Origin of the sequence: Kluyvera sichuanensis (assembly GCF_014218705.1) — a bacterium.
Classification (GTDB): Bacteria; Pseudomonadota; Gammaproteobacteria; order Enterobacterales; family Enterobacteriaceae; genus Kluyvera; species Kluyvera sichuanensis.
Map to the genome: position 1 here is coordinate 63,091 of NZ_JABBJF010000024.1, position 23,395 is coordinate 86,485.

The window sequence follows — 23,395 nt, forward strand, 5'->3', positions numbered from 1 at the left end:
AAAACGAGAGCGTTTTGTCAGACACGGACAGGCATGATGATGTCGTAATTGTTTTTGTTTACTGAAATCAATATGCCGGTCGTTGTATCACGCAAAGCAATCTGTGCGGCTTCTCCTTCTTCCGAACACGCCCCCAGGCTTGCCAGTGATTCCAGGAGGTAATCGGCATTCATACCGATATCAACAATTGTTTCGGGCTCGCCTGCCTCTTTCGCAATGTCCATCACCTCTTTGCAACTGATTGCATTTGAGCCGGGCGACTTAAGCTGTAGGGCGTTGTCTTTGAATGACATCACACAAACACTGGTGTTGTTTGGCGAGCCCTCTTTAAGCAATGGGGTTGCGCGTTTTAGTGCGGTGGTGAGTTCAGAAGGATCAACCTTAAACAGTTCAGTATTTTTGGCTACCGTGCTGGCCACGCGCTTCCAGTCCGGGTAACGGCCATCGACAAGATTTGAAATGACTGTATGGCTTCCGAGCGTAAATGTCAGGTTACGGTTGCTGTAGTCAATTTTGAATTGACCCTGGCTACCGCTCAGGATTTTATGGAGCACGGGGAAAACCCCGTTGGGTAAAATCACACCTGCATTCGTGTTACTGATAGAGGTAGGAGCTGTCGGAGATTGAATCTCATCGCCCACGTCATCGCTGAAGTCGATATCATGAGAACTGACGGCCATACGATGTCCATCAGTGGCTACAGCAATAAATTGGCCATTATCGATACCGAGGTAGACCCCATTCATATAAAAGCGGACATCGTTCTGAGCCGCAGCGTGGCTGACACGCTTGATAATCTGACTCAGCATCTGCGTTGGAAAGTAAACGCTGTAATTATGTTCCAGCGTCTCAGCCTGAATTTCGGGTATATGGTCTAAGCAAACCGGGATGTTATAGGAGTTTTTGTCGGTGCGAATGACAAGATGGTTTTTTGCCGCATGGAAGCGGACGTTAATTTCATCTTCGCCGCGCATGTTGCGGATTAAAGAAAAGAGTTGTGTTGCAGGTACTGATACGTCCATATCACCATTGCCCCCCGATACCGTCCCTTTACTGGTAATTTGGGCAGAGTTTAAGTCAATGCCAAGGGCAGAAAGACAATCCCCACGTAACCGCAGCGTGATCATCTCCAGTACTTTCATTGCAGGAGACCGGCGAATAACCATACACGGCATTTCGATAATTTTGAGAAGTGCTTCAGCAGAAATATCAAACCCTGGAAGCTCTTTAAATGATAAGCGTCTTGCCTTTGGTTGAACTGCGTCTATTGTAGATGCGTCTGTCATTTTACTGTCTCCCATAATTATCCGTGTTAAATTAATCGTACCCCCGGTCAATCAAGTGACGAATAGCAAATTATGAAAAAATGAAGTTTATTTGTGGTGACGGCGATAACCTAATTCAAACGCGAACTGCCATTGGTATTCATTTAAAGCACATCCAAGAGATGTGATGGCCTCAACAATTTCCTTTATAATGAGGTTGCCTGAATTCAATCTGTACTCGTAGTACCAACCTATATCAAATGCGATAAGCTGGAGGCGGAAAAGATGGATCTGAGGAACGTAACCAGTAACGCCGCTAAGCGCTTTTATATAAATGAGTTCCCCTTCCATTTCTGATAGAAAAACCATGTCAAGAATATTGGACGCGAAATTCGTCATGGTGAACATAAATTGAGCCTCTTTATTGAGCCTCGCGTAACACATCGGATGCCTTAAAGTAGCCGAGTCGGTGCATCATTTTATTGATCTGACCTACTTTGCCATCAGACCCTTCATACTTACTCAACCGGTGAAGTAAGATACGCATGGACATCAACACACTGTCTGATGCGTTATCACCACGGGTAAGTAGTTTATCAGTACTATCTGAGTATGACCCCGTAAGTGCCGCGCTCACCAAATCACCGGCAATAGCATCCGGGTGGCACAATGCCATCAAACCGATAATCAATGCCTGCCGATTAAGTTCCGTTTCTGTCAGGCCTGTTTTTGAAGTGAGTTCTGCTAGTAAATTATCAGTGCTCATTATCATGCTCCTTTTGCTTATGTTCTCCCGGTTGAATGGCGGAAGAGTCTTTACTACTGCGTGAAAATACATCCGCGACCAGAAATTTAGCTTTCTCTGAAGGACTCATAAATTTCCAGAGTTCATCAGGATATTCATCGTCATGCTTTTCAGATTTTTTCAATCGGGAGATTCCTTTTAATTTTGCAGCCATGCGGCTCCGTCCATACGGACGGATTGGCATTGTAAAATTTTGCTGCGAACTATCAATCAGACCAGTAAAGTGACGACCCATATAAATACCTCTAAGTGCAGTAGTTATTTTTTCCCGATTCAAAGCTCCGCCTTTAACGTCATACTACGGGATAGCATTACTGCAACGAAATATTCAGGGATTGTTTACGGCGTTTTGAAGGTGTTATCCATTACCGTTTTACTTCTCGCTACCCAGTCGTTTGCATCACTGCAATTGATGTTTGACGCTACGACCTGACGGGCGGATGTATAGATTGGACTTGCATAACCACCATTCCCGGCAACTACCAGACGGATACTGTTGAGATATGCGTAAACAGGATCCTGTAGGATTGTAGAATCGATGGATGCCTGCTGTTTACAGCTATCGCTACGCATCTTTACTACATCAGTTGCGACCATGACGCATTCAGGACATTCATTTTTAAGCTGAATGAACTGAGTTGGTGTCTGCCCCGCTGCCGGACTTCCATCTGCTCTAAGAGGAATATTGGCTTCAGCAATATTGATGCAGAAAGTCGATCCCGCAATTAGCGCCAGCAATAATTTCGTTTTCATATAACCTCGCCTTATTTAATTCAGATTTATCGAACTGAGCTTACTGCTTTAAGTGGTGAGTAAGAAAAAAAAAGGGTGACAAAACGGGGGGTGTTTTTTAACCTTAATCATATCCCATATGATTAGGTTGATTATGAACAATGCCAATATGCAGGGAGATGGTACTGAACATCGCCTGGAGCGCTTTTCCCGTATTCAGAAGGATGCGTTGGTACTTCTTCTTTTGTGCAAAGAAAAAGGCACTGCGATAGTGCCATTCACCAGGTTGCTGGGGTTTATTAACTCTGTTCCAGACAGCCAGGATGTAGCTGAGCCCAACCTACGTAAGTCACTCAAAACATTGCAGCAAAATGGCTATGTATGGAAGTACCGGAACAAAAACGATCTTACAGTTTCATTTGAGTTAACTTCATCAGGAGAACTCCAGGCAACTTCATTTCGGGTGCGAAGATTAGAGGCATGGGGCCAGGCAGACGAGTAAAACTCGTCTGCTGGTGGTTACACAGAAAGATACTTTTTACTGATAGTTAAAGCGCTGCGTCGTTTTAATGCAAATGGACGATTATCAGAAAGTCTGGAAGCATTACCGGCGCGAATGAATATGCGTTTCATCCTGCGGTCAAAATGTTCTTCTGACCAGCCGAAGGGATACGTACCCTTAATACCATCTATTGGCCCGGCAAGAATGCGAGCGGTTTCGCTACGAAGAGTACTTCCCCTTAAACCAAATGAGCTAAGTTTATTTCTTATCAGACTTACAGAAAATTTCCTGGGTTTTAAAACACCCTTAATACAGTACAGATGTTTACTCATAGCATTACCCTTTTATTATGGGAACGATTAGCTGCGCTGCATAAAGTCGATGGATTGGCGTTTGTTTTCTTCGATTATCTTCATTGCCTCTTCAAGCCATCCAGCATCTTCACCCCGGCTGGTTAGCTCTTTGTGCTTTAGTTTGAGTGCAAATACTGCGTCATCAGCACCGGCAGTAAACAATTCTTGTCTGACTTGTTGTGTGCTGGTTGTACCATTTATAACACCAACCATACAATTCACGATATCAATAACTTGGGGGAGTAAATCTGGATCCTCATGATTAATCTCCTCGATACTGACAAACGGCAGTAACCGGTCAATCAGCATATGGGCTAGGTTGGTGATATTCAGCAGGAATAGGTTATCGTTCTCGGTGTCGCTTTTGCTTTTTACTTCTGATGCGGTAAACGACTGAACCCGGCGATTGTATTCGCACTGCCACTCCTTACAGGCACTGATCATCCAGTTCTGTATCTCTTCATCAGAAGCGTTGGATGATGGAATGTCCATCGCAGCAGGGAGAACTTGATCCCACGGGTAAACATGAGAATCAATCATCACGCCTTCCGCGTTACGCATTAACTCAGATAAAGCCACTATGATGCGGCGCATCAGATGGTTTTCAGTGAGGAGAGTAAACTCTTGTTTCGATGCACCAACGAGCTCGACGTTGAGTCCTGTCAGCGAGTCGTTAGTGTTTGGCATAGTAACAGGCCTCCTGCCCTAAAAGATGATTATGAACCAGTCCGTGGTCGCAGGGTTTAGTAGTGCCAGTCAGCGTATCCGATTTTACGCTTTCGTCTTGATCACCAGTGTTCACTGAGGGTAGTAAAGTTTTGACGACGTTTTTCATAAAGACCTTATACTGTCATGACAGTCGTATGTAATTTTAGATAAGTTCTATAAGACATCTCAAAAAATAATGGTAATCCGCGAGCAGATTACCATTCAGGCATTCATCAATCATAATATGCTACGGTTATTATTTTATAATACCGCACTGCTTTGCTATCTCGATAACATCGCCATTTTTTATGATGATACCCAGAGTTTGCGCATCCTCAATGTGTCTAGTGGCGCATCCACCGACAGCTTTAACCTGCTCGATGAGACGGTCTGAGGCAGCAGCAGTATACGCCAGTGTACTGTCTGGAGTGTTGAGACTGAACAGATAAAAGCCTGAGACAATTCCCAAAATTACCAGTAGTCCACTTCTGAGTATCGCCGAAAAAAGGGCCGCAACGCAAATTGCACCACCGGCATAAATAGCAGCCTGGCCATATGACATAGACCCATTTTCCAGTATCGTCTGGAGTGCGTTATTGAATTCATTCACGGCAATAATTCCCCATTAGTTATGATACAAATTAAAACAGATATGCTGCTAATCATTAAAAGGCTATCTCAGTTCCATAAGCACCAGTGCTTCCTGGAACTTCATCCTGATTTCCCAAATAATAATTTTCCATTGTTGGGGGCGAGTTGCGTGGTGTTGCTGGCCTCGCGTTCGTGTTTTGTGGCCTGCGGCTATAACTGGTATTCTGCCGGTGATCCTGCCCACGGTTCTGCTGGAGGTGACGACTCACCAGTTTATTACCGCCTACATTGACTTTGCGAAGAACATGCCCCTTCACGGGGTTGACAAGTACGTCCATAAAGAAGCGTTCTTTACCATCCTCCTTGATTAGGCGGGTACGCAATTGGGCCTCCAGGTACACTCCTGTCCCGACATGAAGATGATTGCGGGCCACATCAGCAAATTGACCAAGCAAAATGATCTGATAGTGTTCTTCCGTAATTTTCTCCAGACCAGATTTATCCTCCATTGAGGACTCAGATGTTGTTACATAAATCTTTGCGTAGATGCCGTGGGTAGGGTGTTGTCGGATTTCAGGCTCACGGCCTACAGTACCTTCGATAATTACTTTGCTATAGCCACGATTAGTCATACACCCTCCCCAGCTCTGTATCGGATGACATTATTATCAGCCTGTCCGGTCTGGTGACGAATGGTAATTCGTTAAATAATTGCACTGCACATCCATAAAAATAGTCAGGATATTAAGTTTGTGGTGAGAAGGACGGCACATCAGACAAAAAAAATCCCGGCCAGGCCGGGAAAGGTGATCTTTATGCCAGCGTACTCGCCAGCGTTCTCTTTGTTATGTCCCCATACTAAACATGTATGGCCCAGAGTGAAACAATTTTTGAAACCTGCAATGAAAATACATTGTGTTTCCATTTTGTTTACCTGAAAAGAGACGAAATGTATTATTGCTTGAGATGCCTTTTTGCCATACGTTTTAGGGTTTGGAGTATTGTTTGGTAAGCAGCGAGTTCATTTTTGTACTCAGCAATCTCCGTCTCATTCTTAACATAGTCGTTTTCAAGCTTAGCTATAGTATCAGTGTATTCTTGCATACTCTGTTCAACTTTTTTTGTTGCTGTACGAAACGCAGCGCTTTTAGTCGTTCTGATACCAACGGGGAATGTTTTCCCGATTTCCACGTCATGTTTATAGAAACTGCTGATGCTTGTATTCCAGACGCTTGGCTTTTTGTCGCTAGGCCGAATTTTGATAAATGTGATTCCAGGGATTTTATCCACAAGAAAAACAGTTTTTTCACTGCCTTCTGCCGCATTCTTTTTCATTCGAATTGTTTTTACGCCAACTTCTATTAATTCGACGCTGGTTTTTATTTTCGACGGGTTGTCTACGTCCATATCAATAAATACCCGCCAGCATGACTGGCCCTCTTTTATCGATGAAGGACACGCTTGTGGAAAATGGTCTTTGTACATGGTAAACCCCAACAACCTGAAATATGTAGGATAAAGATTAAGGGCATTTATGCTGCTTACGAAATTCGGGGCGACTCACTAATCACAGGGTGCGCTGGATTGACTCTGCGGCCTGTTGCCTTAGTGCGTTGCTGATACCAATTGCTTCAGCGAGATAAGCAAGATTATCCACCAGCACACATCGTGTCCCGGAACTGAGATCTCCAGTTACTCCCCAGCGGAGCATTTCACCAGGAGCCGGTTCATAATTATCCAGTTCACACTCAGGAAGGTCTACTGGCTCTCCCAGATAATCAATTAAGACCGGCCTGATATCGCTATATTCGGCATCAATACCAAGTGGCAGATCTTTCCTGACATATTGCCTCAGAACAAATAAATCCCTTTCGCTACATTGAGGGAAAATTCCAACCGGCAAGTTTGTGATAAGAATAGCTGCACCTTTTGAATCGCCAATTTCCTGAACGAGTTTTGCGGCGCACCAGACCGCCCCCTTCAGGAACTCCAGATTTTCATGCGATTGCTGTAATGACATATGACCTCTTTCTTATTGTCTGGCCCGCTTAAATCCATCGTTGCCATATGATTTAAAATACTCAGTAAACCCCTTATCGCTTTCACGAGTGTCGGCTGCGGCTTTCGAATTTGCCTCTTGCATGTCTCTTTCGCCTTTTTCCTGGCTGAGTTTCATGAAAGTCTTAATGTTATCGTCATTAGGGTCAGCCAGTACTTTCTGATAAGCCTTCTGGTAGCGCTCATCCAGGCTTAACCCTATTCCGAGACTCTGGCATCCGCTAATGCCGGTTATGAAAGCAATGATCAGAAACTTTCGTAGGTACGCACATTTCATCATTACTCCTACCGGGATGACCCGAGCATTTTGTTCCAGGCCGTAATCAGTGACTGAATCCCAGAAGTGGGCACAGGAGCAACCCATTTACAGCAGCTGAACCACAGGCGGTTAAACCGGTGAGGCATTTTCGTGATGTAGTTTTCCTTATACTCAAAGTTGTATTTATCACCAACGATGCGCGGAACTTCTTTGCAGAACGGACAGCGTTGAGCACCCGCGCTCATTTCAGGAACGATGATGAACTCGGTTTCCCCCAGCGTATCTGGATCCCACGGTTCGCGTTCACGCCAGCATGTGCCTTCTGGGAGCACGATATTCTCGTCGCATACGATGTATTCAAAGGTGGGAAATAACAGTTGATGAACACCGTGTTTACGCCAGCGCACTAACGCCAGAAACTCAATATGTTCTGAGCTATCGGCTTCCCGGGGAACAATAAAACGGTATACACCTGCTTTAGTCGGTAACCCTTCGCCCCGGATGCCAACTGGAGTCCAGCTTGGTTCTGTTGAGATACGGCGTAGTGCAGTCATAGTTACTCCCATTAAATTTTCTTCGTTCAATTTCCAGAATGAATCGATCTTTAAATCACTCTAACGGTAACTATTCCGATTACGAAATTCCGTTACCTTTAGGAATGATCGTGTTAACAGCCAGCATTGCATTTTTGAAGAAGTGTGCATTGCTACTTCTTAACTTAACAGAAGCATTAGAACTGACCGGGCTCAATGCCAGTAATGCGGTGCTGCGTCCCAGCCAGCGATAATATGAGAATAAACCCCACGAATTCAGGAATTCTCGTTTCATAATTGACATCAATTCAGATCTATCAGTCTGGTTAACTTTTGGGAACGTAATGAAAACTGCGCTATCCGGGTTCCGGGACAACCAACTGAAAACCTCTTCATTGGTGTAATAATACTTACCTTGCGTAAACACTCGCCCATTAAATCCTAATCGCACGACTGAGGACGGTATAATGTTATGGCAATAATCGAGCATGGGATATCCCATTTTCATCTGAGCGATATCAATGCGATTATCGCTCGGAATGCTTGCAGGTGCATTTGCATTTTTGAAACCGCGAGTACTGATCGAGTAATGACCGTCATCTGCATTCTGATAAACCCAGAATGGCTTGCAATACTCTTCTGAGTCTATAGCGGCTGTAAGATACGCTTCATCATAACTTTCAAATAACTTTTTTACTTTAGTCTGGTGGTCTGCAATATTTCTGGATTGAAGGTCTGGCCTGATTTTTAAAGGAATAGAATACACCGGTTCAAATGCCTTGACCGTATGGCCAGAACTCGTATGGTTTAGCAAATACCCAACCCACTCACGTTGAATTCCTTTTCCTATATACTCGCCGCTGTTCGCCCCTGCGTTGGTATCAAAACGCACGATAGATGTTCCACGCGCAGAAAGCATATTTTCAAATTCAGCACGGATAATGTTGGTATTTTTGCTAGTTAACGAATTCTGGAGATCATGCATATGTAGCCACCATTCATGTTTCAGCTTCGACTCTCACTATAATCACATGTTGAAATTTATTGTTACAGTGAGAATGAGGACGTTTTGCACCCAAAAATAAATAGCTTTTTCAACCGCAATTTGTGGGCATAAATGGTTTTTCTTAGCGTAAAAAAATAGCCGACTATGTCGGCTATTGTGACGATTCAACAGCTGGTGGTCAGAAAATGCACATCGAGGCGTATGCCGTCTTCTGGGAAACTTCAGTAGGGTTACGACCAATGAAAATACTACGGTTATTTTCTTTCTCGCTACGCATGAAGCGGTAGAGGTGGATGGCTACTCCATGAGCTTTCTGCACATCACGTCGGTGCAGCACAAGGTGCATTCTTTTTGGTGGTATGTGTGGGAAACGTTTCGCCAGAATTTGTCCAAGCACGTTAAGTGATTCACTGTTCTCGCGTAGCTGGTAAAGGTCTTCCACGATGAAAAAGATGTTATTCCCCCTGTCGAGTTCGTCAGGTACGGGGCACACTTTTAATCGGCACTCGATGACTTCACAACTCCAGTCACGATGAGGCAGAGACATGATGATGTTTTCTTTCTGCAAGACATTCGACATAAATCCCACCTCACGGTAAAAGCTGTATCAGTTTAACTCCCAAAACCCTTCGGCTGTGGGTTCTGCATTACGCACCGGCTCTCAGATTCCTTAAGGCTTTGATCCAGTATTATTCTTGAGAAATTTGAGTTCAGAACTACCCGGCTTCCCTTTTTGGGCCGTCTTGATAAATTCCCGCTCTTTGAAATACCACCGTTCAACAATTTGTGAAGATAGCGTATTGGATTCCAAGGCATAAGCCTGCAACTCCCTCCATGCAGCTATGTTATGCGGTTTGTATTTTGCCAGCTTAATATCCAGTTCTTCTTGCCAAGATCTGGCGCGTTTTGTAAAAACCTTTCGACCCAGCATTGGGAAAACCAAGAGCCCTGCTATATTGCCGACGAACTGTACAGACCAGTCAGAGGTTATGTAAAACCATATCCCGGCATTAACCGAAACCAGAACCAATAACCATGTTCCATACGCTCGCTGAAATGGAGGGAAGCAGTTATCTCGCCACATTCGAATACTTTTTCCAATGCTGTTCAGCAGGTTTTCGTTTGTTTTCATCAGTTATCTCTGTTCCTCTTCAGCATAGGCCGTTTGTATCAATTCAAACCTGTTCACCCTGACTACTTGAAGAACTATCTGATCGGTAATGCACCTAACCGGCGTAGTGCATCAGTAACCTCGTCTATGCCGAATAAAGACATTGGCGGGACTTTATCTCCAGAGATTGAGCAGGCTGTACACAATGCATTGTATGAGCTTACTCGTTCACGATGTAGAGACTGAAGGCTTACGATCAACAGATCTCGCTCTGGGCCCGTGGTAGCTCCTATAAGGTCAAATAAACTTTGTTTAACCACTTACGTAATCCTCCGTCAAAATCAGTCAAGAGTGCGCTCATTCTCCTCAGTTTCATTTTTTAATGAACGGAAAAGGTCGACAAATCAGGCGGTATTAAAGACACCATCGTCTTTTAGTCCCATCCGTGTGTATACATCATTAATATGCTTGTGAATATATTGAAGATCACTTGCCTGCTCATGCTGTCTGATACGGTCTTCATGGCGAGAATTGGATAACCGAATGCAACGTTCCCGTTGTTCAACAATGTACTCAGTACACTGGGTATGTTCAAACATGACCTCTCCCCATTGCCTGGCAGCGCGGAGATACAACCCTCTTTCTTCCAGGTCCCGGGCAAGTATCACCGATTTGGTCGCTGGTATCTGGTACATTTCTTCAGCGAGCAGGAACGCTGCTGCACATTTTCTTTGTCCCATATCTACCTCTACCCTTTGTATAGAGTCGACATCTGGGCAGAAGTGAATGAGATTAACTCTTCAACCTGCCATTCGCTGATACTCTCCTGGTGGATAACCGAGTCCAGAAGTGAGCAGAAGACCCGACCTTCACAGAAGGCATCGAATAAGGTTTGCCAGGCACCGGCGAATCGCCCGGCCAGTTTACTTCGCTGACGTTTACTGCGGCAGCGATGCAATTCTTGCTGAAACAAGGATTCGTTTTCCGCACTGCTTTTTTCATGCAGAGCATCCCATAACTGGTTGAACCGTGTTTCAGTACAATTTCTGGCCGTTACCATCGTCATAATATTTCCTTCAGAGGCGGTTAAGCCTGTATCAATGTTGCTATTTGATATCTATTTTCCACGTAATATTCAGGTGACGAAATCTCAGCTATAAATCGCTGATGGCTAATTAGTCTGACCCGCATTTCTCCCGGTTGTACGCCCCACCAGGTAGCACCCATTCTTTTGACATGTTAATGACGGGCAATGTATAGACCGGATTTACCGCTTGCAGCAGCGCTTCCTCATCCGTGATATTAATAGGAGAAATATTCTGGCTTAGATCCAGAACATTTATTCGTTTACGACTGATAGTGACCCCAAAGCGGTTTTCATAGTTGGCCATTGCGTGAATACGCTCGGGGAAATAATGTTTGATGGTTGCCCATATGCGAGCACTGTTGTATATACACGTTAAGCATGAACTGCGACCCCATCCAAGACGATACGGTACTGGGGCTGTAACACGATGTTTTGCTAAAATCTCCCAGACTTGTTCTTCAGACCATGCAAGTACTGGCCTCCAGGCATCAACTTGTCTTTTTTTGCAACTGCTGGTATGTGGCTCCAGTTGTAAGTAATTGAATCTATTAGAGCTTTCCGCTCTCCTTTCCCCCGTAATAAAAAGCACCTTTTTTCCGTCAAAGCGTCTCTGATTTGTGAGTGCTCGCCGACCAACATCAATTTTTAGTGCTGATGAGCACCAACGTGTTTTAAGGCTTGGTGATTGCTGAGGGAACCGAAGTCGCGTGGCGGGAGTGCTTCGCTGGATATCACGTTCCGCGATTATTAATCCATCTGGGGTTTCGATACATTGCGGGCGACTGTAGCCATTCTCTTTCAGCATCTCACCTTCCATTCCTCCCTGAAGCCAGGAGAACATCAACGGTATCTGAAATGTTGAAGCTATTTTGCGGTTGTAGTCGGCCATAAATGGCCAGTCCATTAAAGTACTTCCCTCGCGGCCATCAACATCGTGATGCCAGAGTTCCACCCTGGACAGATCGACCCCGATGTCAATTAAGTGGAGAAGGCAGGCTATGGAGTCTTTTCCGCCGCTAAGGCAAATGATTATCACGTCATAGCAAGATATGTCGATATCTGGAGCGTTCCTGTACGTTTGTCCTGATAGTGGCGTGGTGATGCCTGCTATGCTACTCAGTGCAGGAATAATAAAGTTATCGTCGATTAAATCACTCACTTGCCGCGCTCCTGCTCTGAAGTGAATTTGTCAGAATCGCAGCAAGTCTAGTCTCGCCTAATGATGAGGCCAGATCTGATAGCGCTAGTTTACCTGCTGCTTCCATACCAAGTGCCTTTACTCGACTGGTATCAAGAACTGCAATTCTTTGGCCTGTTGCCTTACAGACAAGCGCATATCGACATACGCTTAATGTGCGATGGATGATGAATGAGAACATTTGATTGTCGATTTGTGCGCTGAATTTGCAGATCACATTTACTTTATGCGTCAACCCATTCTGGATTATGATTGTTGCAACATCGTCTTTAGGCATATCTACCTCCGGCTTTTTACTAAGCCTAATACGACGCTAACAGCTGACGAAATTTGCTTACAGATATAACTTTCACTGCAAATATCGTGTTATGAGTGACTGATTACTGCTTTGGAGACAGAATGGATTTTTCTAAAACTACTGTAGTGAAACCCGGTTTAATTGGTGATAACAACGCGTATTGGGCGATGCACTTTTGCTCAATTATTGAAACCCTTTATGATAATAACCGGATGAAGGTACGTTTTAATTCCCCTCTCATGGGGAAACATACACCAACAATGAGAAACCTAGTTTCATTAGCTGGTGAAGGATATTTTTCTTTAATTAAAGATCAGTTCAGAAACTTCGGTCTACAAAATTTGCTCTGCCACTATCTGATGAGTTATGAAGGTAGAGAAGTCTTAAATACTATACTTATTAATTTGTCTGATTATCGCAATGTCGATATCCTCGCTAATATGAGCCAGTTTGGTGTATTCATTAGCTGCCGTGACTTTAGAAGTGGCACTAATTTTGCGGTAGAGCATAATCCTTATCTACTTGGCCATGAGAATGTCTTTTATAATTCAGTTTATAATAGCTTAAAGTTTGCAGATCTATGCATTCTTTTCCGTATGAGAACGAATCCTAACCAAGAATCAGCTACTTTGTTTGGCATTCTTGGAGAGGTCGAAGGAAACAATGGTCAGGACTTGAAGAGACCGGCCTTCTGGGGAAGGAAAGGTTTGTATTTGTCTTTTGGTATTGGAGTCAATCCTAAACCCAAGGGGGAAAAACGTTCTAATCAATTTCAGCTTAATGACTGTACTTGCCAGTGGGTAAACGCTGCTGATGGTTATAAATTTGTCGCTATTTTTGAGTCAGAACACCATCTTGTTACAGATTATCTCGATGCAATAGGTACTATTGAACACCTTAATAAATTTGGCCCCAACCATCCTTTTCTAACACATTATCCAGCTCGGCACATTCTAAACATTGTGAGAGATGGCTGGGATAAATCAGTTGATATATTGATTACTGAACTGCGACGTTATCTTGCGCCTAACGAATTAGCTTCGCTAGGAACAAATCCAGTAATACCCTTTATACCCTCATTCAAACATTAAAATAAATGGGGCTACGGCCCCATTTTTTACTCACGATATAAGATGTAATAACATTTTCTGACCTGCATACTGTTGTTCAGGTAACCACAAAGTGCTTCACGACCATCCTGACTACGACCTATCCATAGGCCAGCCAAGCGTTTATCTGGTTGCTCAGACAGTATGAAAATTTTGCTGTTAATAAGACCAATGAATGGGCGTTCTACTCCCTGGGGGACTACAAAATTCCCCAGCGGTTTGTAACTTTCCAGGTTCAATACGATCGCAGCTGTCTGGTCACTGGAATTGTCAGCATCGTCCTGTTGCTCGCTGGCAGCAGGTTGTTGGTAGTTTTGAGAAGGCTGCTGAGCATAGAAATCGTTCGGATCGATCGATTCTGCGCTGGTTATGAAGGGCAATAGTGCTAAAAGGCCAAAAACAGCTTTTTTCATATGTCCACCATAGGGTTATGCGTTTAAATATGATTAGGCTATCAGTACCAATGCTGTCAGGCTAAAAACAATGGGGACAAATTGAGGGCTTTTATGTTGTGTTTATTGCTATTTTTGTCCTGCAATAGCATCTATTTCACACAATACACAGTGACATTTAGCTGGTGGCTCAAGTCGTTCGAATTGCGTCAGATTATGCAGACGTAATCGAGGTATACGTCTGACAGCATGATGGCCACACGAAAGTTCAAGAAACCAGATTCGTCCGTTACGGCTCCCGTCCTGAACCTTTACGTTTACAACTTCTCTCCATATGCGAATCATGGCTAACCTTCTGCCGGGCTCGGTGGTTCATCGTTGTCCTGGGTAATTTTAACGTAATCACCCTGATTGATAACGATTACTTCATTAAGATGAGGGCTGTAACGTACCCTCTCTACTTCGTCGAGATAGTCCACATGTCTACGCGCCTTGTTATTCGAGAAGCCGAGCGCTTTCCCTATTGCGTGAACTGATGGCCCACGGCCACCATTTCTGTTCATGTATTTTTTGACATACGTGATGATTGCTTTCCTGTCACTGGTCATGTCCGGGAGTTCGGCAATGTCATCATGACCTTGTCCTTTCGCTACGCGCAGCGTCATAGACTTTCTTTCACCATCGATAATGATTCGTCCCTGGTCATGCAACTGCCGGATACGCCGGGAAACGAGCCCTTTTGAATACCCCAGAGAAGAACAGATCTGCTCGTAAGACGGTGCTGCACCCTGCTCTTTGATTTCTGTCACAATGAAATCAAAGAGCCTGTCCAGGTGGGCATTTGCTTTTGGGGCGTTCTGTGCTTTTCCAGAAACACTACCGGCGTTGTCTTCAGTCATATCCCTTCCGTCCAGTTGGTGGTTGTTAATTAATGCGGGCTATCGACGTTCTTCGTCGAACTGAGACTAAAAGGCACGACGTCCGCTTTTACATCAGTTAAGGAGTGATTACCGCAGAGTTGCCCTTTAACTTTAGTCAGGCCCACCAGCGCATCCTCAAGCAGTTCTGATTCCTGAGATGTCACATTACTACCCAGTTCCATACCGATTTTTTCGCCCGCGTCCTTGAGGATACTGATAGCACGATCGATAGATTCACTGTACATAATCGCCACCTTGTTCGTTTTGTTAACATAGCCAATTAGTGCGTGTTCAGCTATAGCTGAGTTGTTTTATCACCTGTTTATGCGGCCCTTTTTCTTGCCAGGCAGCGAGCTAAAACCCGTTCCCTGGCTTCATGCTGCTCATCGATACAAAGCTGAATTCCCAACCCCAGGATGTAACGCTCCTGAAGTTCTGCCGGATGGAGGAAATTGAGCGCGGTGAAACCAGCTGGCACGGAACCATATTTGGCCAGGCTGTCTTCGTAACGTCGCTGGGCTATTTCACAAATTAAGTTATATTGAGCAATAGCTGCCTCACGTCCAACTTGATTGAATATTTCAACCGCCAGGACTTCCGAACATGTCTGCATTTTTGCATCCGTTTTGTTTACCTGACATCAGTATCACCCCGATGTGCTGGCTAACGAAATTTACGGATAGATGAATGTAATGAGGGGAATAGAACGTAATGGAATGTTTATACTGAACCCAAATTATGGGGAGCTTGATAATCAAATGTGGAAGTCTGTTGAGAAGCAGACTTCCAGACTTGGTATTAACTGGTTTTCTGACTATTAAGCCAGCTGATTAGCTCATCTTGCGTGTCAAAAGACGCGACAAAGGTCTGCTCCTGATCAGGACGTTGTGCATCCCTTATCGCTCTGAATGGAGCTTCACCGCTATAGTAGAATATTGGCTCCGCACGGCGTTTGACCCATGCTGATTGCTCGCGCTCTGCGAGCTCGCAGGCTTCTTCGTAATTGTCCGCTACTCCCAGCACTGTCGAACGATCCCAAGCTCCTCCATTCAGGCATCGAACAGTGATTTTCCCGTCCGGGCAAGTAATGCCATATGGATGATCCCACCAGGCATCAAGCTGAGACTTTGAGCGCTTTTCATTAGGTGTATCGTCGAAGTTTTTAGGTAATACCGGATTAAGGGGTATGCAGTTTGGCACTTGGATTCTCCCTGTAGCCTGAATCTACAAATAGGCAGTAAGCAATGTTCGTCAGGTTAACATGTACCTCCTGTTAGGTAATTAAGTACTTCGTTCCATTTTCGATATTCGCGTTATCTGACTCATTTTCTCCGACTTCAGGAGATCTCCATGCTGCTACGTAAGCCATGTGAATCAGGCTTGTTTTTCGCCCCGCTTTGACCCCATTTCCATGATGTTCTCAAACCTCGCGCTGTTACAGTAGGACAACTGCTACTGACGAGGTGAATATGACCAGATACCTTGGATACTGCGCCCTTGCGCTCCTTACCGTCCTGCCGACCGCTTCGGTATATTCTGCTGTACAGAATGATACAATGGGCCTATACGCTCCCGATCCCAGCTACACACCTGACATCCAAAATTCAGCACCTGTAACGCCTTCTCCGGGGGATGACAGTCTGTACAGTGATGACGTACCCGATTCATCTACCGCTCCAGAAAGCACCATTACCCCCCTGAATAGCTTTGATGTTATGTCTTTTTCTATAGGGCCGGTAAGCCTGCGGATGACAGCTTCTGAAGCGATCACTGCTATCACTGACAAACTTGGCCAGTCTGCTGGTGAAGAAATTCAAAAGCGCTACAGTAACAACTCATTGAATAGTATTTTCTGGGGAGATGCTCACCAGGAGACGGTGGTCTATTTTATCCCCGATACGGCAGTTGACCCCATTGAGCCGGTGGCTTACAAAATCCGCTTTTCATTCAGCAACCCTGATCTCTTACTGAAGTCGGCGATCGAGAAATATGGAGAGCCTTCAGTCTCTGATGCCCAGAGAGGTCGTTATATCTGGTGCAAGGCACTGGCGGAGAAAACGAATAAGTGTGATGACAGTAAATCTGAGCTTACGCTGACAACGCGAGAAGTTGAAGACACTGGCATCCTGACTCTCAGCGACCCAACGGTCTCATTTGATGCCTCGCGGACTGCAACGGCCACCCCGGATAAAGACCAGGCTGCGAATGAAGATAACCAGGGGCCATTGCCACAGCTCTGAAGTCGTCCGTCGCTGTCCAGCATCCTTTTGCAGGATTACTAAACCGACTGAATTCGTCAGCCGGTTTTTTTATCTGAATTTTACATTAGCGTCTGAAAGTACGCTTTCCAAACGGGCTTATCTCTTTGACGTGAAAACCCGCATTAGTCAGCATCCTGGCCATGACAACTGATGCAGGAAGACAGGATGCCTCCACTTTATGGCCGGGAGTAGCATCCAGAATACTTTGCAACATGGAGCGCCCAAATCCTTTTTGTCTTTGACTCCTGGTAACACCAAACATCCTGATTTCCAGATGTGAAGCAAGTCCATTTGCACCATTTTTGCCCGTCAGTAGGGCAAAACCTATCGCTGCGCCATTATGTTGAGCATCAAAGACAAACAAGAAATCGGCGCAATTCTCTCCCCGTTCCCGCCTGGCAATGGCTTCTGAGATCTGACTTTCGAACTGAGACAGTCCGTCATCATCATCAAAGTTAAAATACCCATCCCGCATACCGTCGCGAATCACCGCTATGATAAAGGGAACATCCTGTTTGGTTCCAAAGCGCATTTCAGGGGCAGATAACACCGTCATCAGTTTGTCTCTCGTAACCGTTATTATTCCATCAATTTGATTACATGGAGGTAAAGAGGTCAATAGAAATGAACGGGGTATTTCGCTGATGACCATTTGATCGGTGTTAGTGGTTTCAGTAGCAGAGCCAGGAGGTATATAAGGCCAGCAAAAATGCCAGCCTTTTTCATTTAAACCGGTTTTCTTATGATTCTCTTGATCGGCATTCCTGCCTTATCAAAATATCGGGTTGGCCATATTTCTTGAGGTTCTTCACCAATTGCATTAGCGATGATGATCTCGCCTCTAGGCCAGTCACGTGTCAGTGCATTTGCCAGAGTGCTGCTTGAAAGACCGTTAGCCCTACTCAGTGAGGCAAGTGACAAACCTTTCTTATGTAGCGCAGCTATGATGTCTGCCTTATGCCAGTCCTGTTTTTCCATCTCCATTTCCTTTGGTGGTGAATCGGAACATGGTTTGCAGTACCAGCTAATGACGACTGGCGAGCCGTAAGGCTCCCACGCCCCGACCCACCATTGACAAAAAACAGGCGAGCGAGTGCGAACCGTTCAAGTACATGAACGGCGTGTCATTAGTCGGGGCTGCAAATCCCCACTCTTACGATTTAGTAAGGGCTACAACAGTTTACAGCATTTAAAGGGTGTATCAGAAGTGTTAATGCCGTAAGTTTGCGAGTCGGTTTGAAATTCAGATAATAACTATGCTTAATGGCCTGTTCAGGAAAGCACTTCGATGCTGTTCATATAGCCAAAGCCGAATATCCGCTTTCTGCCGATCCCGAAAGCGTATGCCTGTTCAAGTGCGCCGACATCTTCAATCACGCATTCAGCATCGTACTGGCTCATCGGTACAATGATCTTGTGGGATGTACGGCCAACGCTCCCGGGCTTAATAATATGGAACTTGGTGCTTCGAACGATACGTAACCGTCCACAGATCACTCCGGCCCGTTCCAGGTGATAGTGGATATAATCCGGGAGTTCATGGGCAGGTGGACAAATCTCTCTTTTCCGGCCTCCAGCTTCCTCGCGTCGAATAGTGGCCAGCGAGCCGCAGATTCGAATTTTCTGGCCAGACACAAACATGATTTCCTTCATGACTTCGCCAGGGAGCCCGAGTGCAACAGCCGTTCTCAGAACAACCTGGGTGTCGGAGGCACTTTGTTTGCGAGAGTAGAAGGTGTATGGGAGTCGCGACCCAGAACGTTCCTGGACTACCTTATCCAGTTGCTGGTGGATCCCATACACGTCACCTGGGGCGATTCTGAACCTGAGCGCACATTCAAAGTATTTCACGCCACATTCCTTGCTGAACATAATGAATTTTCAATATTAGTTTCAGGGTATGGCATGGACGGCGAGTGACGAAATTATGAGGGGGGAATACGGCCAGTCCTTTGGCCGGTGTGGTCAGAGAATCATTTCGATACTTTCGCCGTGGAATATACCGATCACATCTGTCTTGAGGCGGTTACTCCTCGGCTTTACTTCATTGGCCACGAACTCTGGCAATGGCCGAATTTTCACGTGCTCATCCTGAATGATAATGAACGGCATAGATGAAGCGGCAGAAAGACGCAGTATCTGGTCGGGGTGTTCAGGATCAGCCATCGCGATGTTTGCAGCTGGATGCACTTTAACCGGACGGCGTAAGCGAAGCTTTTCTTCCGGTACACGCGCAATAGCCTTAATCAACGAGTTGAGTCTGACTGATTTATCTTCATCTTCCTCGATGTCCTTGCCCATCTTCTGGAGCAACTCGATTTTGTTAACCCTGCTAAAAAGCGTCTTTTGCCTCCAGCCGAAACTGACCAGATTGACGTTAGCATTATCAAACATACGCAGCTGCCGATAGAGATGCAGGGTCATGACACCAGGGCAGGCGCTATGCAGCGCGTTGAAGCGCATGTATTCCGGTCGGCGATCACCACCGTAGTTTTCGATGATGTGGCGTTGAATGCTCTCTTTATGCTGGTTGATGGATGTCACCAAACGGGTAACCAGCTGAGAGAATTCCGCATCTGTATTGTCGTACCATAATACGCCGGTAGTGCGCCGAGCGGACTTCTGCGAATAGCCATCCCTGATATGCAGGTCAGCGTATGCCGCGCAGGCAGCATGGACAGCATCGTGTCCCTGTTTCAGCTCAGGCATGATGTGTTCGATGGCCATATCTTCTTCGCCATCAGCAACGGCTGGCAGGACGCAGACACTCGCCTTGAGCGGAAGCCGGGAACCCAGCACTCCACGAAGTTGTGTGATCTCGCTCTCCAGCGTCTGGAAAGTTGTTGAGATATTCATTTCTATCCCCGAAAAAGGGCTCTAAACTCCCTCCGCTGCACGGAGGACTGTATGTACATACATACTCATAACAAGCGAAACCGAGTATATCAAGTTCGTTTTGTTTACAGACGAATTTTATCGATGACGAATGAAGTTTTCACTGCTGATTAGCCAATCCTGACGCGAGGGATTTCATTAATGTTAGTGAGATAGGATGGTGACAATAACTCCCGCCGCATCGTCCAGTCTTTGTCGATGCCCTGGCCCGCAAACCATAATTTCCCCCGACCTGACCGGTTAATTCTATCCATCACGCCCATCAACGCTTCACCATTGGCAAAGAGTCGGTTCTCACCAAACAAATCGAGCTGGCTGGTGGCGCTATCATAAAAGTCAGATAGCATCACTCCGGCTTTATGGTATCGGTATCCCTCCTGCCAGATATGCCGGAGCCCTGCGACCGCAGCCGCAATGATTTCCCGGGTATCGGCGGTGGGGTTTTCCAGCTTGACTGTCTGCTGGCCACTGTAAGGGGCCGTTTTCGAATAGTAACTTGTGCCAATAAAAACCGTTATGCAGCGACAGTATTGCTTCTCTTCGCGCAGCTTCTCGCCTGCACGTTCGGCATACTCACACACCGCCTGGTGCATTGCTTCGTAGTGCTCTATTTTCTGGCCGAATGAACGCGAGCTGATGATCTGCTGCTTAACCTTCCTCACCTCTTCCAGGGCTATGCAGGACTCGCCATTCAATTCGCGCTGCGTTCGCTCCAGTACGACTCCAAATGTGTTACGGATAAGCGATGTTGGCGCATTGGCCAGATCGAGAGCAGTCCTGATGCCCATGCTGTTCAGTCTGGTGGCATATCTCCGGCCCACCCCCCAGACATCGCTTACGTCAATATATGGCAATAATTTACGTTGTCTTTCTGGACTGCTGAGATCAACCACTCCGCCTGTTTTAGTCCATGTTTTTGCAGCTTTATTTGCTAGTTTTGCCAAAGTTTTAGTTGTCGATATGCCCACCCCCACGGGTATATGGGTGCTCTTTAATACGGTTTTCTTTATTTCTCTTCCATAGTCATCAAAATTATAATTTTTCTGCATTCCTTCAAACGAAAGGAAAACTTCATCAATACTGTAGACCTCAGTATTACTGGAGAATTTAAATAATGTCTCACACACCCTACGGGAGATCTCCGCGTACAAGGCATAGTTAGAACTGAAAACATGTACACCGTTAGCTTCAAAGAATGCTTTCTTCTGGAAGTACACGTCACCATTCTGGATACCTAATTTTTTAGCTTCCGCTGAACGTGCCACGACCATGCCATCATTGTTCGAAAGGCATACAATTGGCTTGTTCACCAGATCGGGCCGAAAGACTCTCTCGCAGGAGGCGTAAAATGAGTTGCAATCCACCAGGCAGAACATCACAAGGCCTTGTACACGATGAAGGTCACCACGCCAAAAATGGCCAGTTCTTCGCCTTCTTTCAGATAGATCGGTGACATCCGGCTATTCATTGGCAGTAGCGCGGGAGCCGGGCTTAGCTGCAACCGCTTAATGGTGAAATCACCATCAACGGTCGCAATCACAATATCCCCCTCTTTCGCCTCAAGTGAGCTATCCACGATGACCAGATCGCCTTCGTGAATACGTGCCTCTACCATCGATGAACCTGTTACTCGTAAGAAGTAGGTTGCAGATGGATGTTTGATGAGGTGAGTATTTAGATCAATAAATTCATCAACATAATCGGAAGCGACTGAAGGGAAACCTGCGCTGACAGGCTCAACGAACAACGGGAATTGGCCTGGTGATTGTTGTGTCACTGGGATAAGTTTCATAATGCTCTGCTCTTCGTGGTGCTGTATATCCATACAGTATTATAGACAGGAGCCAGGAATTTTCGCACCTCCTTTTCCGAAAGTTATTTTCCGCTATCACTCTTCAGGTTTTTCTTATCACTTGTCCAGAAGTGGGTAACTGCACATAACAAATTGCAACCATATGATTCCTCAGTTCATTTTCAGAATTTACTCGTGCTTACTTCGTATACAATTCGGAATTTATCCGTACATTTTATAAGGAGTAATAACGATGAAGCAGTTTACAAATGAAGCAACTCAACAAATGCTGGCCGACTTTGACAAATCCCCTTTCTCTGACGCTGATCTGGCCGCAATGGATGTGGATGCTCGACAAATTATTGAGCAGAACGCTGAAAGGGATCGCCAACACCCGGTAACAGCAATCTGGCGTGTTGCGGTCGAGGGAAGCCTGACTGCGCGAGGTGGTGTCGTAACCGCTGTTGATAGCGCCAGGGTTATGGATCTAGGCAACGGTCAAATGGTCAAAATCGCAGTGGAGGGTGATGCAGTCACTTATACCGATGGTTCATCTGCACGGATTGTTTCAAGCGCTGGCCAGAAAGCTACACACTTCGAGAAAGGGCTCGCGCTGGTGGGCAGCGTACTGGATAACGGGGATGAAATTGTCTCGACCCCGCAGGACAGATTAGTGCTGTTATCGCGCAAAGGTATGGCTGAAGCCCCCGACTTTCTGGCAATACCCGGAGGCGTGACTCATGGGGTATCGAACTAACAATTATGGCCGGGGCCAGGCGCTCCACGGAGATAAAACCACCACAGGCGCGACCGTCCTTACTTGGGGTCAGTTTGGATATCGAAAATTATTGTACTATAAGGACTTCCCCGGCATGTCAAAGCCGGTATTTATGGTTTCTGTCTGCTCTTCAGTAAAAATAAAGGGGAGAGACTGCGGTACTATAAACGGCCATGATGAATCGTCATCGATTCGGGCCCTGATGAAAGACGCGCGTGAGGTTCTTGTTCGTTAAGCGGATACGTATATCCTGTACAATAGCCAGATAGGCCTCACGGGGTCTAACCCTTTATCATCAACGAATTGCAGGTCAGATGGTTATACAGCTTCGAGCTTTAGTTGACTGAGTACAGCCGGAAATCATCACCGTAATGTAGTGATGCCCAACACAGCCGCGCATTTTTGGCGGCGATGGCCACAACAGCCCGCCAGTACCCTCTGCGCTCAACCAACATACAAACCCAACGGCTGAATGAGTCAGTCCTTTTCCCGGCGCCAATAAGCACTGAACGAGCCCCCTGAACCAGAAGCGTTCGCAGATACGAATCACCGGCTTTTGTGATCCTGCCGAGTTTCGACTTTCCCCCGCTGCTGTATTGGGCACTGTTGCAAATAGTCGGTGGTGATAAACTTATCATCCCCTTTTGCTGATGGAGCTGCACATGAACCCATTCAAAGGCCGGCATTTTCAGCGTGACATCATTCTGTGGGCCGTACGCTGGTACTGCAAATACGGCATCAG

General features: G+C 45.8%; 36 protein-coding genes. 4 read left to right on the forward strand and 32 right to left on the reverse strand.

Annotated features, from left to right (window positions below; genetic code table 11):
* Positions 1-17 precede the first annotated feature (17 nt).
* The 5 genes from dnaN to HII27_RS20065 form a co-directional block, all read right to left on the reverse strand.
* Positions 18-1,286: a DNA polymerase III subunit beta gene (gene dnaN, locus HII27_RS20045; RefSeq protein ID WP_223307982.1), complete on the reverse strand. Its 1,269-nt coding sequence runs from the start codon at positions 1,284-1,286 to the stop codon at positions 18-20.
* 87 nt (positions 1,287-1,373) lie between these two features.
* Positions 1,374-1,673: a hypothetical protein gene (locus HII27_RS20050; RefSeq protein ID WP_009653866.1), complete on the reverse strand. Its 300-nt coding sequence runs from the start codon at positions 1,671-1,673 to the stop codon at positions 1,374-1,376.
* A 13-nt stretch (positions 1,674-1,686) separates the two neighbouring features.
* Complete coding sequence (locus HII27_RS20055) at positions 1,687-2,031, reverse strand: hypothetical protein (protein WP_032951317.1); 345 nt, start codon at positions 2,029-2,031, stop codon at positions 1,687-1,689.
* Positions 2,021-2,305: a hypothetical protein gene (locus HII27_RS20060; protein ID WP_223226827.1), complete on the reverse strand. Its 285-nt coding sequence runs from the start codon at positions 2,303-2,305 to the stop codon at positions 2,021-2,023. The genes HII27_RS20055 and HII27_RS20060 overlap by 11 nt, the downstream gene beginning before the upstream one ends.
* 104 nt (positions 2,306-2,409) lie before the next feature.
* A complete protein-coding gene (locus tag HII27_RS20065; RefSeq protein WP_007372162.1) occupies positions 2,410-2,823 on the reverse strand; it encodes a hypothetical protein in 414 nt (137 codons plus the stop codon).
* 133 nt (positions 2,824-2,956) lie between these two features.
* On the opposite strand from HII27_RS20065, the gene HII27_RS20070 reads away from it, so the two are divergent.
* The gene (locus tag HII27_RS20070) at positions 2,957-3,304 is read left to right on the forward strand and encodes a hypothetical protein (RefSeq protein WP_127649446.1); all 348 of its coding nucleotides are present in this window, start codon (positions 2,957-2,959) and stop codon (positions 3,302-3,304) included.
* 17 nt (positions 3,305-3,321) lie between these two features.
* Here HII27_RS20070 and HII27_RS20075 read toward each other — a convergent pair whose 3' ends face one another.
* From HII27_RS20075 to HII27_RS20145, 15 genes are all read right to left on the reverse strand, one after another.
* The gene (locus HII27_RS20075) at positions 3,322-3,636 is read right to left on the reverse strand and encodes a hypothetical protein (RefSeq protein ID WP_127649449.1); all 315 of its coding nucleotides are present in this window, start codon (positions 3,634-3,636) and stop codon (positions 3,322-3,324) included.
* 27 nt (positions 3,637-3,663) lie between these two features.
* Entirely contained in the window at positions 3,664-4,344 is a 681-nt protein-coding gene (locus HII27_RS20080) for a hypothetical protein (protein WP_032951313.1), read from the reverse strand.
* Between the two features lie 277 nt (positions 4,345-4,621).
* A complete protein-coding gene (locus HII27_RS20085) occupies positions 4,622-4,975 on the reverse strand; it encodes a hypothetical protein (RefSeq protein ID WP_154050669.1) in 354 nt (117 codons plus the stop codon).
* A gap of 55 nt (positions 4,976-5,030) precedes the next feature.
* Positions 5,031-5,588 carry a single-stranded DNA-binding protein gene (gene ssb, locus HII27_RS20090; protein ID WP_008786804.1) on the reverse strand — a complete coding sequence of 186 codons (558 nt, stop codon included), beginning with the start codon at positions 5,586-5,588 and terminating at the stop codon, positions 5,031-5,033.
* A gap of 322 nt (positions 5,589-5,910) precedes the next feature.
* Entirely contained in the window at positions 5,911-6,441 is a 531-nt protein-coding gene (locus HII27_RS20095) for a hypothetical protein (protein WP_007372158.1), read from the reverse strand.
* A gap of 82 nt (positions 6,442-6,523) precedes the next feature.
* Positions 6,524-6,976 (reverse strand): hypothetical protein, encoded by a 453-nt coding sequence (locus HII27_RS20100; RefSeq protein ID WP_007372157.1) that lies wholly within the window; start codon positions 6,974-6,976, stop codon positions 6,524-6,526.
* A gap of 12 nt (positions 6,977-6,988) precedes the next feature.
* Positions 6,989-7,294, reverse strand: coding sequence for a hypothetical protein (locus HII27_RS20105; RefSeq protein ID WP_032941601.1), 306 nt, complete (start codon positions 7,292-7,294; stop codon positions 6,989-6,991).
* Positions 7,295-7,299: 5 nt separating this feature from the next.
* The gene (locus HII27_RS20110) at positions 7,300-7,827 is read right to left on the reverse strand and encodes a hypothetical protein (protein WP_007372155.1); all 528 of its coding nucleotides are present in this window, start codon (positions 7,825-7,827) and stop codon (positions 7,300-7,302) included.
* Positions 7,828-7,906: 79 nt separating this feature from the next.
* On the reverse strand, positions 7,907-8,791 hold the full coding sequence (locus HII27_RS20115) for a hypothetical protein (protein WP_007372154.1): 885 nt from the start codon (positions 8,789-8,791) through the stop codon (positions 7,907-7,909).
* A 199-nt stretch (positions 8,792-8,990) separates the two neighbouring features.
* Positions 8,991-9,392 (reverse strand): hypothetical protein, encoded by a 402-nt coding sequence (locus HII27_RS20120; RefSeq protein WP_020996135.1) that lies wholly within the window; start codon positions 9,390-9,392, stop codon positions 8,991-8,993.
* Between the two features lie 90 nt (positions 9,393-9,482).
* Complete coding sequence (locus HII27_RS20125) at positions 9,483-9,944, reverse strand: hypothetical protein (protein ID WP_009653863.1); 462 nt, start codon at positions 9,942-9,944, stop codon at positions 9,483-9,485.
* Positions 9,945-10,327: 383 nt separating this feature from the next.
* Positions 10,328-10,663, reverse strand: coding sequence for a PerC family transcriptional regulator (locus HII27_RS20130; RefSeq protein ID WP_008786801.1), 336 nt, complete (start codon positions 10,661-10,663; stop codon positions 10,328-10,330).
* An 8-nt stretch (positions 10,664-10,671) separates the two neighbouring features.
* Positions 10,672-10,989 (reverse strand): hypothetical protein, encoded by a 318-nt coding sequence (locus tag HII27_RS20135; protein ID WP_020996134.1) that lies wholly within the window; start codon positions 10,987-10,989, stop codon positions 10,672-10,674.
* Between the two features lie 109 nt (positions 10,990-11,098).
* Positions 11,099-12,169, reverse strand: coding sequence for a phosphoadenosine phosphosulfate reductase domain-containing protein (locus HII27_RS20140; protein ID WP_032951308.1), 1,071 nt, complete (start codon positions 12,167-12,169; stop codon positions 11,099-11,101).
* Positions 12,162-12,485 carry a hypothetical protein gene (locus HII27_RS20145; protein WP_020996132.1) on the reverse strand — a complete coding sequence of 108 codons (324 nt, stop codon included), beginning with the start codon at positions 12,483-12,485 and terminating at the stop codon, positions 12,162-12,164. The genes HII27_RS20140 and HII27_RS20145 overlap by 8 nt, the downstream gene beginning before the upstream one ends.
* Positions 12,486-12,607: 122 nt before the next feature.
* On the opposite strand from HII27_RS20145, the gene HII27_RS20150 reads away from it, so the two are divergent.
* On the forward strand, positions 12,608-13,597 hold the full coding sequence (locus HII27_RS20150; protein WP_007372150.1) for a hypothetical protein: 990 nt from the start codon (positions 12,608-12,610) through the stop codon (positions 13,595-13,597).
* A gap of 26 nt (positions 13,598-13,623) precedes the next feature.
* Here HII27_RS20150 and HII27_RS20155 read toward each other — a convergent pair whose 3' ends face one another.
* From HII27_RS20155 to HII27_RS20175, 5 genes are all read right to left on the reverse strand, one after another.
* Positions 13,624-14,028, reverse strand: coding sequence for a hypothetical protein (locus HII27_RS20155; protein WP_008786799.1), 405 nt, complete (start codon positions 14,026-14,028; stop codon positions 13,624-13,626).
* A gap of 326 nt (positions 14,029-14,354) precedes the next feature.
* Positions 14,355-14,906, reverse strand: coding sequence for a LexA family transcriptional regulator (locus HII27_RS20160; protein WP_007372149.1), 552 nt, complete (start codon positions 14,904-14,906; stop codon positions 14,355-14,357).
* Between the two features lie 29 nt (positions 14,907-14,935).
* Positions 14,936-15,172, reverse strand: coding sequence for a hypothetical protein (locus tag HII27_RS20165; RefSeq protein WP_007372148.1), 237 nt, complete (start codon positions 15,170-15,172; stop codon positions 14,936-14,938).
* A 77-nt stretch (positions 15,173-15,249) separates the two neighbouring features.
* Positions 15,250-15,540 carry a hypothetical protein gene (locus HII27_RS20170; RefSeq protein WP_007372147.1) on the reverse strand — a complete coding sequence of 97 codons (291 nt, stop codon included), beginning with the start codon at positions 15,538-15,540 and terminating at the stop codon, positions 15,250-15,252.
* Between the two features lie 185 nt (positions 15,541-15,725).
* Positions 15,726-16,127 (reverse strand): hypothetical protein, encoded by a 402-nt coding sequence (locus HII27_RS20175; protein WP_008786797.1) that lies wholly within the window; start codon positions 16,125-16,127, stop codon positions 15,726-15,728.
* Positions 16,128-16,396: 269 nt separating this feature from the next.
* Here HII27_RS20175 and HII27_RS27225 point away from each other — a divergent pair, with 269 nt between their 5' ends.
* Positions 16,397-17,167: a hypothetical protein gene (locus tag HII27_RS27225; protein WP_223883254.1), complete on the forward strand. Its 771-nt coding sequence runs from the start codon at positions 16,397-16,399 to the stop codon at positions 17,165-17,167.
* Between the two features lie 85 nt (positions 17,168-17,252).
* On the opposite strand, the gene HII27_RS20185 is transcribed toward HII27_RS27225, so the two are convergent.
* The 6 genes from HII27_RS20185 to umuD form a co-directional block, all read right to left on the reverse strand.
* Entirely contained in the window at positions 17,253-17,744 is a 492-nt protein-coding gene (locus HII27_RS20185) for a GNAT family N-acetyltransferase (protein WP_000217395.1), read from the reverse strand.
* Between the two features lie 170 nt (positions 17,745-17,914).
* Positions 17,915-18,172: a helix-turn-helix domain-containing protein gene (locus tag HII27_RS20190; RefSeq protein ID WP_001333498.1), complete on the reverse strand. Its 258-nt coding sequence runs from the start codon at positions 18,170-18,172 to the stop codon at positions 17,915-17,917.
* 288 nt (positions 18,173-18,460) lie between these two features.
* Complete coding sequence (locus HII27_RS20195; protein ID WP_127649377.1) at positions 18,461-18,841, reverse strand: type I-E CRISPR-associated protein Cas6/Cse3/CasE; 381 nt, start codon at positions 18,839-18,841, stop codon at positions 18,461-18,463.
* Positions 18,842-19,153: 312 nt separating this feature from the next.
* Positions 19,154-20,044, reverse strand: coding sequence for a DNA replication terminus site-binding protein (locus tag HII27_RS20200; protein WP_007372144.1), 891 nt, complete (start codon positions 20,042-20,044; stop codon positions 19,154-19,156).
* A gap of 149 nt (positions 20,045-20,193) precedes the next feature.
* On the reverse strand, positions 20,194-21,459 hold the full coding sequence (gene umuC / locus HII27_RS20205; protein WP_009652912.1) for a translesion error-prone DNA polymerase V subunit UmuC: 1,266 nt from the start codon (positions 21,457-21,459) through the stop codon (positions 20,194-20,196).
* Positions 21,459-21,875, reverse strand: a complete 417-nt coding sequence (gene umuD, locus HII27_RS20210; protein ID WP_008786793.1) for a translesion error-prone DNA polymerase V autoproteolytic subunit — start codon at positions 21,873-21,875, stop codon at positions 21,459-21,461. Before umuD ends, umuC begins: the two co-directional genes overlap by 1 nt.
* Positions 21,876-22,128: 253 nt before the next feature.
* Between umuD and HII27_RS20215 the strand changes: the two genes are divergently transcribed.
* Positions 22,129-22,632: a hypothetical protein gene (locus tag HII27_RS20215; protein ID WP_007372141.1), complete on the forward strand. Its 504-nt coding sequence runs from the start codon at positions 22,129-22,131 to the stop codon at positions 22,630-22,632.
* A 356-nt stretch (positions 22,633-22,988) separates the two neighbouring features.
* On the opposite strand, the gene HII27_RS27230 is transcribed toward HII27_RS20215, so the two are convergent.
* Positions 22,989-23,395 (reverse strand): transposase (locus HII27_RS27230; RefSeq protein WP_223883255.1); only part of this gene is annotated, 407 nt, incomplete at its 5' end.

Bases quoted from the DNA above. Each gene is read 5' to 3' on its own strand.
- dnaN (WP_223307982.1), bottom strand. From the start codon at position 1,286: ATGACAGACGCATCTACAATAGACGCAGTTCAACCAAAGGCAAGACGC.
- HII27_RS20050 (WP_009653866.1), bottom strand. From the start codon at position 1,673: ATGTTCACCATGACGAATTTCGCGTCCAATATTCTTGACATGGTTTTT.
- HII27_RS20055 (WP_032951317.1), bottom strand. From the start codon at position 2,031: ATGAGCACTGATAATTTACTAGCAGAACTCACTTCAAAAACAGGCCTG.
- HII27_RS20060 (WP_223226827.1), bottom strand. From the start codon at position 2,305: ATGGGTCGTCACTTTACTGGTCTGATTGATAGTTCGCAGCAAAATTTT.
- HII27_RS20065 (WP_007372162.1), bottom strand. From the start codon at position 2,823: ATGAAAACGAAATTATTGCTGGCGCTAATTGCGGGATCGACTTTCTGC.
- HII27_RS20070 (WP_127649446.1), top strand. From the start codon at position 2,957: ATGAACAATGCCAATATGCAGGGAGATGGTACTGAACATCGCCTGGAG.
- HII27_RS20075 (WP_127649449.1), bottom strand. From the start codon at position 3,636: ATGAGTAAACATCTGTACTGTATTAAGGGTGTTTTAAAACCCAGGAAA.
- HII27_RS20080 (WP_032951313.1), bottom strand. From the start codon at position 4,344: ATGCCAAACACTAACGACTCGCTGACAGGACTCAACGTCGAGCTCGTT.
- ssb (WP_008786804.1), bottom strand. From the start codon at position 5,588: ATGACTAATCGTGGCTATAGCAAAGTAATTATCGAAGGTACTGTAGGC.
- HII27_RS20095 (WP_007372158.1), bottom strand. From the start codon at position 6,441: ATGTACAAAGACCATTTTCCACAAGCGTGTCCTTCATCGATAAAAGAG.
- HII27_RS20100 (WP_007372157.1), bottom strand. From the start codon at position 6,976: ATGTCATTACAGCAATCGCATGAAAATCTGGAGTTCCTGAAGGGGGCG.
- HII27_RS20105 (WP_032941601.1), bottom strand. From the start codon at position 7,294: ATGATGAAATGTGCGTACCTACGAAAGTTTCTGATCATTGCTTTCATA.
- HII27_RS20110 (WP_007372155.1), bottom strand. From the start codon at position 7,827: ATGACTGCACTACGCCGTATCTCAACAGAACCAAGCTGGACTCCAGTT.
- HII27_RS20115 (WP_007372154.1), bottom strand. From the start codon at position 8,791: ATGCATGATCTCCAGAATTCGTTAACTAGCAAAAATACCAACATTATC.
- HII27_RS20120 (WP_020996135.1), bottom strand. From the start codon at position 9,392: ATGTCGAATGTCTTGCAGAAAGAAAACATCATCATGTCTCTGCCTCAT.
- HII27_RS20125 (WP_009653863.1), bottom strand. From the start codon at position 9,944: ATGAAAACAAACGAAAACCTGCTGAACAGCATTGGAAAAAGTATTCGA.
- HII27_RS20130 (WP_008786801.1), bottom strand. From the start codon at position 10,663: ATGGGACAAAGAAAATGTGCAGCAGCGTTCCTGCTCGCTGAAGAAATG.
- HII27_RS20135 (WP_020996134.1), bottom strand. From the start codon at position 10,989: ATGACGATGGTAACGGCCAGAAATTGTACTGAAACACGGTTCAACCAG.
- HII27_RS20145 (WP_020996132.1), bottom strand. From the start codon at position 12,485: ATGCCTAAAGACGATGTTGCAACAATCATAATCCAGAATGGGTTGACG.
- HII27_RS20150 (WP_007372150.1), top strand. From the start codon at position 12,608: ATGGATTTTTCTAAAACTACTGTAGTGAAACCCGGTTTAATTGGTGAT.
- HII27_RS20155 (WP_008786799.1), bottom strand. From the start codon at position 14,028: ATGAAAAAAGCTGTTTTTGGCCTTTTAGCACTATTGCCCTTCATAACC.
- HII27_RS20160 (WP_007372149.1), bottom strand. From the start codon at position 14,906: ATGACTGAAGACAACGCCGGTAGTGTTTCTGGAAAAGCACAGAACGCC.
- HII27_RS20165 (WP_007372148.1), bottom strand. From the start codon at position 15,172: ATGTACAGTGAATCTATCGATCGTGCTATCAGTATCCTCAAGGACGCG.
- HII27_RS20170 (WP_007372147.1), bottom strand. From the start codon at position 15,540: ATGCAGACATGTTCGGAAGTCCTGGCGGTTGAAATATTCAATCAAGTT.
- HII27_RS27225 (WP_223883254.1), top strand. From the start codon at position 16,397: ATGACCAGATACCTTGGATACTGCGCCCTTGCGCTCCTTACCGTCCTG.
- HII27_RS20185 (WP_000217395.1), bottom strand. From the start codon at position 17,744: ATGACGGTGTTATCTGCCCCTGAAATGCGCTTTGGAACCAAACAGGAT.
- HII27_RS20190 (WP_001333498.1), bottom strand. From the start codon at position 18,172: ATGGAGATGGAAAAACAGGACTGGCATAAGGCAGACATCATAGCTGCG.
- HII27_RS20195 (WP_127649377.1), bottom strand. From the start codon at position 18,841: ATGAAGGAAATCATGTTTGTGTCTGGCCAGAAAATTCGAATCTGCGGC.
- HII27_RS20200 (WP_007372144.1), bottom strand. From the start codon at position 20,044: ATGAATATCTCAACAACTTTCCAGACGCTGGAGAGCGAGATCACACAA.
- umuC (WP_009652912.1), bottom strand. From the start codon at position 21,459: ATGTTCTGCCTGGTGGATTGCAACTCATTTTACGCCTCCTGCGAGAGA.
- umuD (WP_008786793.1), bottom strand. From the start codon at position 21,875: ATGAAACTTATCCCAGTGACACAACAATCACCAGGCCAATTCCCGTTG.
- HII27_RS20215 (WP_007372141.1), top strand. From the start codon at position 22,129: ATGAAGCAGTTTACAAATGAAGCAACTCAACAAATGCTGGCCGACTTT.